Annotated in this window: 11 protein-coding genes and 1 riboswitch; of the genes, 4 read left to right on the top strand and 7 right to left on the bottom strand. The window is 71.0% G+C overall.

All coding sequences use genetic code 11. The annotated features are described in order from the left end of the window. Positions 1–17 precede the first annotated feature (17 nt). From ACFVW8_RS34110 to ACFVW8_RS34085, 6 genes are all read right to left on the bottom strand, one after another. A complete protein-coding gene (locus tag ACFVW8_RS34110) occupies positions 18–3,119 on the bottom strand; it encodes a beta-galactosidase (RefSeq protein ID WP_389696994.1) in 3,102 nt (1,033 codons plus the stop codon). A 107-nt stretch (positions 3,120–3,226) separates the two neighbouring features. Further along, positions 3,227–5,503, bottom strand: a complete 2,277-nt coding sequence (locus ACFVW8_RS34105; protein ID WP_389696992.1) for a DUF4838 domain-containing protein — start codon at positions 5,501–5,503, stop codon at positions 3,227–3,229. Then, on the bottom strand, positions 5,500–6,531 hold the full coding sequence (locus tag ACFVW8_RS34100) for an aliphatic sulfonate ABC transporter substrate-binding protein (RefSeq protein ID WP_389696990.1): 1,032 nt from the start codon (positions 6,529–6,531) through the stop codon (positions 5,500–5,502). The genes ACFVW8_RS34105 and ACFVW8_RS34100 overlap by 4 nt, the downstream gene beginning before the upstream one ends. Further along, positions 6,528–7,310: an ABC transporter ATP-binding protein gene (locus ACFVW8_RS34095; RefSeq protein ID WP_389696988.1), complete on the bottom strand. Its 783-nt coding sequence runs from the start codon at positions 7,308–7,310 to the stop codon at positions 6,528–6,530. The genes ACFVW8_RS34100 and ACFVW8_RS34095 overlap by 4 nt, the downstream gene beginning before the upstream one ends. A 2-nt stretch (positions 7,311–7,312) precedes the next feature. Continuing rightward, the gene (locus tag ACFVW8_RS34090) at positions 7,313–8,170 is read right to left on the bottom strand and encodes an ABC transporter permease (RefSeq protein ID WP_389696986.1); all 858 of its coding nucleotides are present in this window, start codon (positions 8,168–8,170) and stop codon (positions 7,313–7,315) included. Further along, a complete protein-coding gene (locus ACFVW8_RS34085) occupies positions 8,167–9,654 on the bottom strand; it encodes a sulfatase-like hydrolase/transferase (RefSeq protein WP_389696984.1) in 1,488 nt (495 codons plus the stop codon). Before ACFVW8_RS34085 ends, ACFVW8_RS34090 begins: the two co-directional genes overlap by 4 nt. A gap of 206 nt (positions 9,655–9,860) precedes the next feature. Here ACFVW8_RS34085 and ACFVW8_RS34080 point away from each other — a divergent pair, with 206 nt between their 5' ends. The 3 genes from ACFVW8_RS34080 (at position 9,861) to ACFVW8_RS34070 (ending at position 13,576) form a co-directional block, all read left to right on the top strand. Further along, entirely contained in the window at positions 9,861–11,081 is a 1,221-nt protein-coding gene (locus ACFVW8_RS34080) for an ROK family protein (protein ID WP_389696982.1), read from the top strand. Further along, on the top strand, positions 11,078–12,043 hold the full coding sequence (locus tag ACFVW8_RS34075) for a formylglycine-generating enzyme family protein (protein ID WP_389696980.1): 966 nt from the start codon (positions 11,078–11,080) through the stop codon (positions 12,041–12,043). The genes ACFVW8_RS34080 and ACFVW8_RS34075 overlap by 4 nt, the downstream gene beginning before the upstream one ends. A 44-nt stretch (positions 12,044–12,087) precedes the next feature. Next, positions 12,088–12,182: riboswitch (TPP riboswitch) on the top strand. Then, positions 12,173–13,576: a purine-cytosine permease family protein gene (locus ACFVW8_RS34070; protein WP_389696978.1), complete on the top strand. Its 1,404-nt coding sequence runs from the start codon at positions 12,173–12,175 to the stop codon at positions 13,574–13,576. It overlaps the preceding riboswitch by 10 nt. 384 nt (positions 13,577–13,960) lie before the next feature. Here the strand turns inward: ACFVW8_RS34070 and ACFVW8_RS34065 are convergent, their stop codons facing one another. Next, a complete protein-coding gene (locus ACFVW8_RS34065; RefSeq protein ID WP_389696996.1) occupies positions 13,961–14,689 on the bottom strand; it encodes an ArsR/SmtB family transcription factor in 729 nt (242 codons plus the stop codon). A 209-nt stretch (positions 14,690–14,898) separates the two neighbouring features. Here ACFVW8_RS34065 and ACFVW8_RS34060 point away from each other — a divergent pair, with 209 nt between their 5' ends. Continuing rightward, positions 14,899–15,162, top strand: a complete 264-nt coding sequence (locus ACFVW8_RS34060; protein WP_389696976.1) for a hypothetical protein — start codon at positions 14,899–14,901, stop codon at positions 15,160–15,162. Positions 15,163–15,349: the final 187 nt, after the last annotated feature.

Below are 15,349 nucleotides of genomic sequence, written 5' to 3'. Positions count from 1 at the left end.
TCGAGTACACCGGTGGCTCAGTTGCCGCGCGCGGTGGCCACCTCCTTGTAGTCCGGTGCGGCGTTCTGCCCGCCGGCGACACCTCCCAGCACCGTGCCCTGGTTCACCAGCTCGACCGAGTCGGGTCCGACGCCGCTCTGCTCGGCGGTGACCGCCAGCGCGACGGTGTTCTCGCCGTGAGCCTTCAGGAAGCCGGACGGGATGACGAACTCCTCCTGCGGACCGACGTTGTTGACGAACTGGCCGGTGTTCCAGCCGTTGACGAAGATCTGGACGCGGTACTTGTCGGTCCTGCCCCCGCCGTCGTCGATCCGCAGCGCGACCGCCGTGTCCGAGCCCTTCGGCAGGTCGAGCCGAGCCGTGGTGCGGTACCAATGGACACCCGGGCGGGCACTCTTGAGCGAGCCCGTCCGCGCCCACGACGTATCCGGCGCACCCGGCAGATGCCAGCCCATGCGCTCCCCGTACAGACCTCCGTTGTTATAGAGCCCGCGCGCGGTGTCGACGGGCTTCGGCCCGCCCGAAGCGCCCTGGATCCGCCAGTCGACCTTGCCCGCCCCGGCGATGTCGACGTCGGCCAGGCCCCGGCCGCCCTTGGACCGGCCGTCGGAACTCCAGTCCTCGTACTGCCCCATGTTCCGGACGAGGACCGCCAGTACCGCCGGCTTGCCCGGCTCGGCCAGGCCCGCCGGGACGGAGTGGGTGGCGGTGCCGTCGCCCTGGGCACCGAGGTAGCGGCCGTTCAGCCAGACGAGGGCGTGACCCGCCGTGCCGGTCTTCACCGTCACCTTGACCGTGCCGCCCTCGGCGGTGGGCGTGTAGTGGCCCCGGTACCAGGTGTCGCCCTCGTGGAAGCCGTACTCGTCCGTGTCCAGGACGACACCCGATGCCGTGCCGGGCCCGTGCAGCGGGTTCTCGGCCGTGGTCCGGTCCGCCTTCGTCCACCCCGAGTCGTCGAAGGCCGTCGCGCGTTCGGGATCCGAGGCCGTGGTACGCCAGGTGTTCAGCGCCGGCAGCTGTACGGCGGCGGGGCCCGGCAGGTCGGCGACGAGCGCTCCGGACGTGTCCCGGCTCACCCTGAGGGGCCGGTTGTTCCAGGTGAGGGCATGGACACCGGTGGGAGCGAAGACCCGCAGCCGGCCCGCCCGGTCGGTGTCACCGGTCAGGTCCATCCGCGAGCCCGTGATGCGGGCGGTACGGGCGAGTTCCGGTCCCAGGACCAGTACATCGCTGCCCCCGGCGTCGAGCTGCCAGGTGTCCGCGACGGCGTCCCGGTCGGAAATCACCACGGTGAGTTCGCTGCCGCCGCCCGAGACGCGCACCGCCCGGGTGCCCTCGTGCACGTAGTCGAGCCGCAGATCCTTGCGCTCCGGGTCCCAGGTGCTCTCCACCGGGGTGCCGTCGAGGGTGGTGACCTCGGGCTTCGCCGCGAAGCGCAGCACGGTCTCACCGTCTGTGCCCTTGGCCCCGTCGAGGACGAGCAGATCGCGTCCGGCGTTCAGGCGGGTGAGCACCTGGGAGGTGGAGTAGACGAGCCGGTGCGCCCCGAAGGCGTAGTCCGCCACCAGGGTCGTGGCATCACGCCCGTCCACGGTGACCGCGGTTCCCGGCTTCTGCGGGACACGCGGGTAGACGGCATCCTCCGGCAGTGCGTCCGGGTCGGCCGGATCCAGGGGGAAGGTGACGCGGCTGGTCGTGGTGTCGTTGGAATCGGGGTGCCGCAGCGTGATCAGCCGCATGCCGTTGCCCGATACGGAGGTGCCGCCCGCGTCCTCGGTGGAGATCCGCTGCTGGGCCTTGACGGGGCCGCCACCCGTGACGGTGACCGGCGGCGCGGCGGCGGCCTCGGCGGAGGCGATCGGCTTCACCGCGTTCTGCAGGTAGCCGAACTCCTTCTGGACGGCGAGCTTCGAGGTGATCGCGCGGTTCTCGGAGATCGCCGCGCCGTAGTCGTAGGAGGTGAATCCGGAACCGGGGTCGCCGGTCCATCCCCAGTTCGTCCCGCCGTACTCCATGTACGAGTTGAACATGGTCACGCCGTTGGCCACGTTGTTGACGGCGAACTGCCGGGTGAACGCCTCGTCCGTGAACTCCGCGCACTCGTCCGTCTGGAAGTCGCGGCCCCACGCGGTGAACGCGCCGCCCTGTCCCTCGGCGATGAACACGGGGGTCGTGGGCGAATGGCCGCGGACACCGGCCTCGAAGTCGCTCAGCCTGCCCCGGGCGCCGGCGCAGTCGAAACCGAGCGGGTAGGTGTCGAAGGCGTAGAGGTCCAGCTGGGAGCCGCCCGGTCCGCCGGGTACGTTCCAGCCGTGCCCGTTGCCGTAGTCGTTGTGGAACAGCGGCACGGTGATGCCCTGTTCGACGACGGCGCCCTGTAGCTTCTCGATGTAGTCGATGTGCTTGGCCGAGTTGTCGATCTGCTCGTTCTCGACCTGGTACGCGATGACGCTGCCACCGCCATCGGTGATCTGGTGCCTGCCGATGATCCCGTTGACGGCCTTCAGCCACTCCAGGTCGGCGGCCAGGTTCTGCGGATCGGCGGTGCGCTGCTCGCCGCCGTACGTGCTCATGTACGGGGGCAGGCCGCCCATGCTGACCTCGGCGTTGATGTACGGGCCCGGCCTGGCGATGACGTAGAGGCCCTCCTCCTCTGCCATGGTCAGGAGCCGGTCGATGTCACGGACGCCGCTGAAGTCGTAAGTACCGGGCTCGCTGGAGTGGTAGCCCCAGAAGAAGTACAGCGAAACGGCGTTGAAGCCCGAGGCCTTGAGCTTCTGCAGCACGTCGCGCCACTGGTCGGGGCTCGGCAGCCGCCAGTAGTGGAACTCTCCGGACCACACGACCAGCCGCTCGCCGTCGACCTTCAGGGACTTCTCGTCCCAGGCGACGGTGTGGGGGCGGCTGTCGTTGCCCGGGAAACTGTGGGTGGCCGCCGTGGTGCGCGGGATCTGCCGAGCCTCGCCGGCGGTGCTCGCCTCGGCGGGTCCCGCGGTGCTCGCGGAGGACGGCAGTGGGGACGCGAGGGACAGCAGGAGACCGGTGGCGAGGCCCGCGACGACCGCGCGCCGTCTCGGGGCGCGCGGGCGCCTTCGCATCCGGGGGGAGGAGTGGGTCATGAACGCCCTTTCGCCGGTGTGCTCATGGTGCGGTTCACTTCGGGTGCGGGGCCGCCTCCGGCCGGTCCGGCACGGCGGCGGCCCCATCCGTCGCCGGGCCGTGGAGGTCAGCGGATGTCGGCCTCGACCGAGGAGGGGACCAGCCGGGTCCCGTCCGTCAGCCGGAACTCCAGCGTGATCGCGTGCGTACCGACTGCGGCGTCCGTCGTGGCCCGTACGGCCACCCGCTCGGCGTCGCCCCGGGTGCCCCGCACCTTCAGCGTGCCGCTCGACGGCTCCAGGACGACTCCGTCGGCAGCGGAAGCCGTCCAGTGGACGGTGTGGCCGGTGAAGTCGACGTCCTGGGCCTCGACGTCGAGCACCGCGGAGTCACCGCCGCGGCTCAGCACCAGGAATCCCGGGTCGCCGAATCCGGCCGCCGGGCTCGCGTAGGTGTCGACGACGTCCTGGCGGATCCGGGCGTCGTTGTACGGCGACTGGGCGTCCGGACCACTCCAGCGCCACCATGCCTGCATGTTGGGCAGGCAGATGCCGTTGAACCGGTTGCGGTGCACCAGGGCCCGGTACTCCCGTTGTGCGGCGTCGAGTTCGGCGCTGTCCGCCGGGGCCGAACCGATCCGCATGTCGGCCAGTGCGATGTCGGCGTTGCGGGTCAGCCGGTCGAGAACGGTGCGGGGCGCGGCGTCCTTCGTCTGCCCGGCCGCCTCCTGGAGAGCGGCCCGGGCCTGCCCGTAGGCCGTGGTGAGTGCGGCGGTCCCCTGCGTGTCGGGGTCCAGGCGCGTCAGGTCGTAGTAGCGCCCCATCGCGTCGGCCGCACCCGCGCCGAAGCGGGCCCGGAGGTACCCGTCGAGGTAGCCGCCCGCGTCCAGTGCGCCGTCCCAGGCCAGCGCGGCGACCATGCTCTGCACATGCTCGTACGTGATCCAGTCGCCCGGCTCGCTGTACATGCCGATGCCGTCGAGCCCGAGCCCGGACTCGAAGGCCGCGTCGCCCGCGATGGTGGCGAGCGGGTGCACCGGCAGGCTCCGCCAGCGGTAGCGGCGGTAGTACTCGTACATCGCGAGCGGCCCCCGGTGCGTGGTCCGCCAGGCGCGCAGGGCGTTCGCCAGACCGGTGTTGGCGCCCACCGCCGGGTCACCCAGGTGACCGTCGTAGTTCCGGGAGTACGGGGCGAAGTCCACGATGACCTCGGGGTCGCTCGCGTATTCCGGGGCGGGCGGCTGCACGGTGGACGCGTACGCGATCCGTTCGACCCGGACGCCGGGCAGCTCCTCCCGCAGCACCCGCGCGAGTTCGTTGACCACCACCGACTCCGCGTTGGACGCGGTGCCGTACCGGTCGAGGACGGGCTTCTGGAAGGCACCTACATCCGGCGGCCAGCAGTCGAAGAGGGTGATCTCCGGTCGCTCCCGCAGGAATGCGACGACCTTGGCCACGTACGCGTCCAGGGCCTCGGGGTTGTAGATGTCGAAGACCGGGCCGCCGGACTCGTAGAACTGCGGGTAGTCGGCCTTCGGCAGGAAGCTGTCGTAGCCGTGGCCACCGGTCTCGATCCGGAGCGAGCGCCTGGTGGCCTCCCGGACCAGGACGTCGCGCACTCCGTCGTACGTGGTGACACCGAGGCCCAGGTAGTCGGTCGGGTAGACGAAGGTGTTCAGCCGGTTCTTGGCCATCCAGTCGAGCAGCGGCGGCAGGCTCGCCGCGGTGTGGCTGAATCCCTCCTCGGCGTACTGCCGCCGCAGTTCGGTGGCCGGCCGGTCGGTGAGGCGCACGGGTGGGAGTTCGAGGGTGCGGGTGCTCGGTATGTGCTCGTGGTGGCCCTCGTACGCGGGGAATGCGGGGGCGAAGAAGCGCACACCGGCGCGCTCAAGGAGTGCGTAGACGGCGTACAGCGGGGCCCGGTCGCCACGTCCCGTCAGCAGGAGCCAGGTGTCGTCGCCCAGCAGGGTGAAGGAGTCCTCCGGCGCACCGGCGAGTTCGCGTCCGGCGTCGGCCAGCCTGCTCGCGGGGATGGCGCCCGTTCCGCCGGTTCCCGCGCTCAGGGCCACCAGGCCGGTGACGCCCTCGGGCGCCGTTGAGCCGGGACCCCGGGCGGCGCGCAGCGGCAGCCGGACACCGGTGATCCTGCGGAGGTAGTCGCGCAGTTCGGTGGCGGCGAACTCGGCGCTGCCCGAGCCCCACCAGAGCACGGCGGCCCGGGCCCGGCCGCCGGAGACCACCCGGAGCGGGGCGCCGGCCGGGCGGGCGGTCTCCGCCGTGGCCTCGGTGGCGGTGATCCCCGTCAGCAGGGTCGCGCCGGCCAGTCCGGCCGCCCCCGCGAGGAATCCGCGCCGTCTCATGGCGCTCGACGCGGCGTCGTCGTCGGAGTGTGTGGAGCCGTTCATGAGCGGTCCGCCTTTCCGGCTGCGGCGTACAGGTCACCGAGGTAGTAGTCCTTGGCCTTGCCCGGCTCGGGCAGCTTCCCCATCCCGTTGAAGACCCCGGCCAGTTCGTCGAACCAGCCGTCGACCGTGCCGTCCTTGCCGAGCTTGGCCAGCTCGGCGGAGGGCAGGATCTTCACGTACTTGGTGGAGCCCTTGAGCTGACCGGCCGGCAGCTTCAGGAAGTCGGCTGCGACGGTCTCCGACTCCTCGGGATGCGCGGCGATCCAGTCACCGGCCTGCTTGAGCACCCCGGTCACCTTCTTGACCAGTTCCGGGTTTCCGGAGGCGAGCTTCGGCTGGGTGACGAAGACATTCGGGAAGGTCAGCTCGGGGTAGTAGTCCTCGGTGCGGCTGATCTCCTTGAGACCGGGCACCTTCTTCTTCATCGTGTCGATCAGCGGGTACCAGGTGGCGGCCGCGTCGACCTGGCCGGAGGAGAACGCCGTGACGACGGTCGAGGCGTCCATGACGACCCTCTTGACGTCGTCGGGCTTCAGACCGGCCTTTTTCAGCGCCAGGTTGAGGATCATGTCGCCTGAGGTGCCTTCGGCGACGGCCACCTTCTTGCCCTTGAGGTCGGCGGGCTTCTCGATGCCGGAGCCGGGCCGGGCGATGACGCGGTCGGCGAGGCCCAGCATGTTGACGGAGACGATGGGGGCACGGCCGGATGCGGGCAGCCACAGGGCGCCGGGGCCGAGGTAGCCGAAGTCCAGGTCGCCGGATCCGAGTGCCTGGACCTGGAGCGGGCCGTTGGTGAACACCTTCAGATCGGGGGTGACACCCGCCTTCTTCCACAGTCCCTGCTTCTGGGCGACGGCCAGTGCGACGGAACCGCTGTAGTCGGCGATGTAGCCGAACTTCACCTTCTGCGGTCCGCCGTCGGCGGCGTCCGAGGAGGAGCCGCCCCCGCAGCCGGTGGCGACGGATACGAGTGACAGGGCCAGGAGCAGGCCGGCCGTTCGGCGGCCGACTGCGCGGATCGACTTCATGACACCATTCCTTCGAGCGGGGCCGGCTGGTGGTGGACGGCGTGCCACACCTGGGCACGCAGTTCGGAGAATTCAGGGGACAGCCGTTGTTCCTCGGTACGCGGGTAGGGCAGCGTGACCGGGATGACCGTGTGGATGCGGCCGGGGCGGGCCGCCATGACGACGACGCGGTTGGCGAGGAAGACCGCCTCGTCGACGTCGTGGGTGATGAACATGACGGTGCGCCGGTCGCGGCCCCAGGTGTCCAGGAGCGACTCCTGCATCCGGACCCGGGTGAGGGAGTCGAGGGCGCCGAAGGGTTCGTCCATGAGGAGGACCTTCGGGTCCACGGCGTAGGCACGGGCGATGGCGCAGCGCTGCTTCATTCCGCCGGAGAGCGTCTTGGGCAGGGAGCCGGCGAAGTCGGTCAGGCCGACGAGCTCGATGACCTCACGGGCCCGCCGTCGGCGCTCCGCCTTTTTGACACCCGCGACCTTGAGGCCGTACTCGACGTTGGCGGCGACGGTCATCCAGGGGAAGAGCGCGTACTGCTGGAAGATGACGCCCCGTTCGGGTGCGGGTCCGCGGACGGGGGTGCCGTCGACGGTCACCTCCCCACCGGTGGCGTCCAGGAGCCCTGCGGCGATGTTCATCAGGGTGCTCTTGCCGCAGCCGGAGGGGCCGACGACGGTGACGAACTCGCCGTCGTCGATGTCGAGGCTGACCCGGTCCAGGGCCAGGAAGTCGCCGTCCTTGACCGCGAAGTCGCGGGTCACGTCACGGAAGTTGATGGTGGGCATGGTTACCGCCGTTCCTGCCAGTGGGTGAGCCGGCGCTCGGCGAGGAGCAGCAGCCGGTCCATGGCGAGGCCGATCGCGCCGATCGCGATGAGCTGGACGAAGATGGTCGGCAGGTCGTAGTAGAGCTGGGCCTGCTGCATCCGGAAGCCCAGCCCGCCCTGGGCCGCGATGAGTTCGGCGGCGACGACGGTGGCCCAGGAGGCGCCGAGCCCGATCCGCATGCCGACCAGGATGAACGGGGTGGATGCGGGTACGACGACGCCGACGAAGACCTGCGGGTCCCTGGCGCCGAGCACCCGGGCGGCGTTGACGAGGGTGACGTCGACGGCGACGACGCCCTGGAAGGTGGAGACGACGGACGACAGGAACGAGGCCAGGAAGATCACGAAGATCTTCGGCGTCTCGTCGATGCCCATGAGGACGATGGCGAGCGGGATGATCGCGAGCGGCGGCACCATGCGGAAGAACTGCAGCCACGGCTCGATCAGCTTGCGCACGACGGGGTACCAGCCCATGACGAAGCCGACCGGTATCGCCAGGACGACACCGAGGACGTAGCCGGTCAGGACACGCTTCAGGCTGGCGCCCGCGTCGGCGAAAAGGGTTCCGTCGGCGATGAGTTCACCGGCGCGGCGGGCCACGACGACGGGGCCGGGGAAGCCGTCGATGCCGCTGTTGGCGAGGGCGGCCCAGGCGAGCAGGCCCAGCGCGGCGGATGCGAGGGCGAGCAGCGCGTCGGTGAGACGTCCGGTGCCGCGCGGCTTCTTCCTGGCGTCCCCGCGGCGCTCGGGGCTCTTCGCGCCTTCCGGGGCCGCGCGCTCGCCCCGGTGTTCCACGGGGGCGTCGACCGGGGTCTTCATGCCACCTCCTCCGCGACACCGTCGACGTCCGCCGCCCGGTCGCCGCCGATGTCCGCCATGTAGCTCATCCAGGTGTAGGCGGGGTCGCCGCGGCGCAGCAGTTCGCGGTACAGCCGTGCGGTGAGGTCGCGCCGGACGTGCGCGTAGGCGGGTGCCTCGTACACGTTGTGGAGTTCGTGCGGGTCGGTCTCCAGGTCGTACAGCTCGTGCACGCTCTCCGGGTTGTGGACCAGCTTGTGGCGCCGGTCGCGGAGCATGCGCTGGGAGTACGGGAAGTGGTGGCCGTGGAATTCGGCGACGATCTCGTCGCGGGTGTCCCCGGCTCCGGCCCCGTGCAGCAGGGGCAGCAGGCTGGTGCCGTCGCAACTGTCGGGCACGGGCGCGCCGGCCAGTTCGAGAACGGTCGGGTTGAGGTCGATGAGACTGGCGAAGTCATCGCTGACCTGGGCGGGGGCGCCGGGGACGCGGACGATGCCGGGGATGTTGTAGATGTCCTCGTACATCGCCGGGCCCTTGTCGTTGAGCCGGTGGGCGCCGGTGAACTCGCCGTGGTCGGCGGTGAAGACGACCGCTGTGTCGTCCCACAGACCGTGTCCCTTCAGCGCTTCGATCAGCCGCCCGGCCTGGTGGTCGATCATCGTGACGTAACCCCAGTAGACGGCGATGAGCTTGCGCCAGGCGGCGGCGTCGAAGCCGTCCGACGACCAGTACGCGCTGTACTGGCGCTGCACCTCGGGCTTGCCGGCGAAGGTCTCGGCCATCGAGGCGGGCAGCGGGACGTCGTCGGGGTCGTACAGGTCGTAGTAGCTGTCGGGGATCAGGTAGGGCAGGTGGGGGCCGTACCAGTGGCAGGACAGCATGAACGGCTTGCCGGTCGCCTTCCATTCACCGGCGTAGCGGTCCAGCAGGCCCAGCGTGCGGTCGGTGAGGAAGGCCTCGATGGTGGCCTCGGCGGGCTGCTGGAGCCGGCCCGCGATGAGGTGTCCGCGGCCGGTGCCGTTGGCGGCCGTTCCGAAGACCGGTTCGCGCACCGCGAAGGGCGGGAAGCCGTTGTCCTCCAGCCACTTCTCGTACGAGGGGTGGTGGACGGGGTTGAGCGCGCCGGGCAGGTGCTCGCCGTCGAGGCCGTAGAACTCGGGGCCCCGCTCGCGGCCGATGTGCCACTTGCCGACGTGACCGACCGAATAGCCCTGGTCCATCAACTGGCTCCAGAGCATGGGGCTTTCGTCGGAGAGTTCGTCCTTGCTGCCGCCGTTGCGCTCGGGGTTGTTCAGCATCCCGTGGCGGAAAGGGTGAAGGCCGGTGGCCAGTGAGGCGCGGGCCGGCGTGCAGATGGCGGTCGGGGTGTAGAAGCGGTCGAAGCGGGTCCCCCCGGCCGCCAGGGCGTCCAGGGCCGGGGTATCGACGAGCGGGTTGCCGTAACAGCCCAGGGTGTCGACCCGGTGCTGGTCGGTCATCAGGAACAGGACGTTGCGCGGAGGCACTCGGGCCGCCCTTTCGGTGGTCGCTCACTGTGCTGCGGGGGCGCCGGCCGGTACGCGGCCCAGTGGTGCTGCGGGACGTGCCGGCGCGGGCAATTGACCGGAACTGTAGGGAGGACCACTTTTTTACGTCAACCCTTGGGAATAAACATTGTGTGAATTCGTCCCGTGCGTTGACAGAAACCCCTTGACCGATCGACCATGCGTCCATGACGGAACGCACCGATGCCCTGCAACGCCTGCGCAGGGCCAACGAAGCCGCCGTACTCGGTGAACTGCGCAGGTCGGGCGCGCTGAGCCGCGGTGAGCTCAAAGCGCGGGTCGGTCTCTCCCGTACCACCCTGTTCGCGATCGTGTCCGATCTGCTGGAACGCAAGGCCGTCGTCGAGCAGCCGGCCCCCGACCCGGAGCAGCCGCGCGGCCGGGGCAGGCCGGCCCTGGAGATCTCCCTCAACTCCCGCGGCGCCGAGCTGATCGGCATCGATCTCCAGCGCCAACGGATCCATGTGGTGGTGGCCAACTGCGCCCATGAGATCGTCGGCCGGTACAGCGCCCCCGTACCGGCGGACAGCGGCGCGGCCGAACGGGCCGCGCAGGCGATCCGCGCCGTCGAGGAGCTGGTGCGGCGCGAGAACATCAGCCTCGCTCCCGTCCAGGGCATCGGCCTCGGCCTCCCCGGCTTCGTGCAGAATCCGGCCTCCGGCGATCCGCGCACGATGACGCCGTTCGCCGGCCATGTCGCCGCCGAGCTGGGCCGGCACTTCGACGCCCCCGTGCTCACGGACAACAACTCCCGGCTCGCCGCGCTCGCCGAGGTGACCTGGGGCGCCGCCCGCGGCTTCGACAACGCCGTCTACCTTCGCTGGTCCGAGGGGGTCGGTGGCGGACTGGTCGTCAACGGCGCTCTGGTGCACGGCGCGCACGGTGCGGCCGGCGAGATCGGCCACACCAGCTGCGATCCCGAGGGCAAGCCCTGTCACTGCGGTGGCCGCGGCTGTCTGGAGGGCCTCATCTCCGTGCCCGCGCTGCTCGCCGCCTGCGCCGATCGCGGGGTGGTGGCCCGGGACGCCGCGGAGCTGATCGGGCTCGCCGCCGAGGGGCTGCCGGAGGTGGCCGAAGTGGTCCGGACCGCGGCCGTCACCGCGGGCCGGGTCCTCGCCGCCCTCGCCGCGCAGGTCGACCCCGAGTGCATCGTCGTCTACGGGGAACCGGCCGCCCTCGACGACCTCGTCCTCGCCCCCATCCGGGAACAGCTCGCCGCGCTCTCCCTGCCGTCCGCCCCCCGCACCATCGAGGTGCGGGGTTCCACCCTCGACGGTGAGGCGGCCGCGCTCGGCGGGGTGGCCCTCCTGCTGCGCACCACCGGCCAGGACCTGGAGGAGCTGCTCGACCGACCGGCCGCCGACACACCTGGGGAGACCGCCCGATGAGCGCCTGCTGCGGCCCCGCCCGCAAGCGCGCCGCTCCGGCGGCCACCGCTCCCCCCGCGGACTTCGACGTGCCGGTACGCGGGTCCGCCGACCTCCTGCGCGGCATGGTCGCCGTGCCGGGCGGGCCGTTCCTGATGGGCGGCGAGGACGAGGACGCGTTCCCTGCCGACGGGGAGGGGCCGGTGCGGGAGGTCAGCGTCGGTGCGTTCCACATCGACGCGGCCTGTGTCAGCAATGCCCGGTTCGCGGTCTTCGTCAAGGCCACCGGCTACCGCACCGAGGCCGAACTCATCGGCTGGTCCTACGTGTTCGGCTCGTTCATCCCGCAGGAGGCACGGCACGCCGTACTGCCGGGCACCGTGCCCGGCGCCCCCTGGTGGCGCGGGGTGTCCGGGGCGCACTGGCGGGCGCCCGAGGGGCCAGGCAGCTCGGTCGGTGACCGCCGCGACCATCCGGTGGTCCATATGTCGTGGAACGACGCGAGCGCCTACGCCCGCTGGGCCGGCAAGCGGCTGCCCACCGAGGCCGAGTGGGAGAAGGCGGCGCGCGGCGGACTCGTCCGGGCCCGCTTCCCCTGGGGCGACGAGCTCACCCCGAAGGACCGGCACCGCTGCAACATCTGGCAGGGCGACTTCCCGGTACGCAACACACGCGCGGACGGCTACGCGGGCACCGCACCCGTCAAGGCGTACACCCCCAACGGCTTCGGCCTGTACAACACCTCCGGCAACGTGTGGGAGTGGTGCGCCGACCGGTTCAGCGCCGACTGGCACGCCGCCGGCCGCCCGGAGACCCGCACCGACCCGGCAGGACCTCCGCACGGGGAGAACCGGGTACTGCGGGGCGGCTCGTACCTGTGCCACCGCTCCTACTGCAACCGCTACCGGGTCGCCGCCCGCACCTCCAACACCCCCGACAGCACGACGGGCCACGGCGGCTTCCGCTGCGCGCTCACCGTCTGACCCCCCTCATCGCGCTCCGCGCACACCCGGCTATCCTGGCCGCCGCACCGGACACGGGGTGCCCCGCACAGGGGCTGAGAACACACCCGTCGAACCTGAACCAGTTAGCACTGGCGGAGGGATGTCTTCATGTCATTGCCGTATGCCCAGGACGAGCGAGCGGCCGCGGACCCGCAGCCCGCTTTCGACGGGCGCATGCCCACCGCCCCCGGCGATCTGCGTATCGAGGCGCACGGGATAGCCCCGGTGCCCGAGGACCGCCGCTACGGCGGGCCTGGCCGGCTGTTCACCGTATGGTTCGCCCCCAACCTGACCATGACCGGCGTCTTCACCGGCACCGTCGGCATCGCGCTGGGCCTGGACTTCGCCACAGCGCTCACCGCCGTCGTGCTCGGCACACTCGTGGGCGCCGTGCCCACCGCGTATCTGGGCACCTGGGGCAGCCAGACAGGAGCCGGTCAACTCCCGCTCGCGCGGCTGGCGTTCGGCCGGGGGGTGGTGCTGCCCGGCGCACTGCAGTGGCTGTCGTCGATCGCCTGGGACGCGCTGATCGGTCTGTTCGGCGGGGACGCGCTGGCCCAGCTGTGCGGCTGGCCGTTCTGGCTGGGAGTGCTCGTCATGATGGCCGCCCAGGGCGCGCTCGGCGTCCTGGGGTACGAGGTGATCCACCGGCTCCAGACTGTCATGACCTTTGCCCTCGCGGCCGCCTTCGCTGTCCTGTCCACGAAGCTCCTGGACGGTGTCCACCCCGCCGCCACCGGCAGCGTGCACGGCGCCGACCGGGCGGGGGCGTTCGTCCTGACCTGCACGATCGCCCTGAGCCTGGCGCTGTCCTGGGCCCCGTACGCCAGCGACTTCAGCCGCTATCTGCCGCGCACCGCGTCCCGGCCGCGCATGTTCTGGTGCACGCTGCTCGGGGTCAGCGCCTCCTTCGTGGCCGTCCAGACCCTCGGTCTGTGGGGTGCGTCCGTCTTCACCGACCAGACCGCACGCGGCATCGACACCCTGCTCGGCGGGGGCGCGCTCGGAGCGTTCGGGCTGCTCGCCGTGGCGCTGGCCGCGCTGTGCAGCAACGCCATGAACGACTACAGCGGATCACTGGCTCTGCAGACCATGGGCGTCCGGCTGCCGCGCCCCGTCGCCGCGGCACTCGCCGCGGCGCTCGGTTTCCCACTCGTGCTGTGGATGCACGCGGCCGACACCACGACACGCTTCCAGAACGTGCTGCTTCTCGTCGGCTACTGGATCCCCGGGTTCGTCGCGATCGTCGCCGTCGACTGGCTCGTCCGGGCGAGGGCCCGCGGCCACTCCCCCATCGACCTGGCCGCCGAGAGCTCCCGCCGGCAGCCGTGGTGGCCGGCGCTCACCGCCTTCGCCGTCGCCTTCGCCGCAGCGGTGCCGTTCATGAGCACCAGCCTGTACGTGGGCCCGGTCGCCGAGGCGCTGCACGGGGCGGATCTCGCCTACGGGGTGGCCTTCCTCGTGGCCCTCGCGGTCTACGCCCCGCTGCGGCTGCGCCACCGTGACGGCTGACAGCCGGGCAGGTGGTCGTCGCGCTACCCGAGGGGGTGGCGCGCAGCGGGTGCGGCTGTGGCCTTCGCGCCCGCCGTCTCGCCGTGGATGTAGCGGCCTCCGCGGAACAGTGAGACGACCGCGGCCACCAGGCAGGCCGCGAAGTCGAAGCAGTGTTCTCGTAACCGGCCACGTGTGCGCATAGTTTGGGCAGGAGCGGCGGCATGTGCGGCTCCCTCAGCAGGTCCGTGTGGTCGAGGACGAGGTCGCACATGGCCCGGATGTCCGGGATTTCCGGGATGAAGACCGTGGTGGCCCACAGCCGCCGCTCGGCCGCTTCCTCCTCGGTGGGAGGGGGACGAGAGACCTTTCGGTACGCCACCGAAGCCATGACCCCGGAAGTGCTCACTTCTGCGAGAAAAGGTCACCCGACAGGCCCAGGTGGCGATTGAACTCCCGACGGCCGAGCGGGGTGACGGCGACGGCGCGCGTGGTGCCCACGCGAGCGATCCAGCCGGTGTCGAACGCATGACTGCACAGTGCGGCACCGACGGCGCCGGCCAGGTGGGGGCGGCGTTCCGTCCAGTCCAGACACGGCCGCACCGCCGGTCGGCGCACGCCTGTCGGGACGGTGATGCCCAGCTCTCCGAGCCAGCTCGCCCCGGCATCGGTGAGCCCGAGGCCGTGCTCCAGGTCCAGCAGCCGCCGCTCCGCCATCGCGTCGGTGACGGCCACGCCGACGGTCCCGGCAAGGTGGTCGTAGCACGTACGGGCGTGAGCGAGGGCCTTTCGGCGGCCGGCCGCCGAAAGGGAACGCGGTGGGTGTGCGCGGTCCGGTGCCAGCGCGGCGAGGCTCTCGATCAGCTCGGCGACGTGCGGGCCGGACAGACGCACATAGCGGTGACGGCCCTGCCGCTCGTCGGCGAGCAGGTTTCCGCGCACCAGTGCATGCAGGTGCTCCGTGGCGGTCGAGGGCGCGACCCCCATGTGGTGCGCCAATTCCGTCACCGTCCAGGCCCGGCCGTCGAGCAGAGCCAGGCAGAAGCCCGCCCGGGTGCCGTCGGCCAGGAGCTTGGCCACGGCGGCAAGATCGGGGCCGCTCTCCGGTGCGCGCCAGGTGTCCATACGTTCCATTGTCACCCGTGACACTTCGGCCCCGGCCGAAGTGTCCGGATGCCGGGGCCGCACCCCGCCTTCCCGTCGGCGTCCTGCCACGGTCCGGCCCTTCGTCTGATCAGGTGTGTTCCCAGGACACTTCAGCGCGTTTGCACACGTGCCGGGCTGTTGGCCGTAAGAGTTGGACGTACCCACTGCCCGCTACACATTGCACAGAAGGAGCACCCATGCTTCGTCGCATCGCCATCACCATGGCCACCGTCGCCGCAGCCGGATTCGTCGCTGCCGCGCCGGCCGTCGCCCACAACTCCGACGACGGCCGGGAGGCCGGCAAGCTCAGCGCCAGCCACACCAAGGTCGAGGGAAGCGCCCAGAGCGGCGAGCTTCTGAACCTGGGCGGCCCGTACGGAATCACGTACGCCAAGGGTCACAAGACCAACTTCGCGGGCGAGCACGGCGAGCTCTACGCCGAGTACCTCCAGAGCCACTGACCCCTCACCGCACGCTCCGGAGGGCCCGCCACCGTGCGGGCCCTCCTCGCGTTCGACCACCCCAAAAAATGGTCAGGGCCGGTTTCGGATTTCTCCGAAACCGGCCCTGATCCACGACTGTCTCCAGTCGGGACGACAGGATTTGAACCTGCGACCCCTTGACCCCCAGTCAAGTGCGCTACCAAGC

The organism is Streptomyces sp. NPDC058221 (assembly GCF_042882365.1).
Taxonomy (GTDB): domain Bacteria; phylum Actinomycetota; class Actinomycetes; order Streptomycetales; family Streptomycetaceae; genus Streptomyces.
This window is presented reverse-complemented; position numbering and strand designations above follow the sequence as displayed.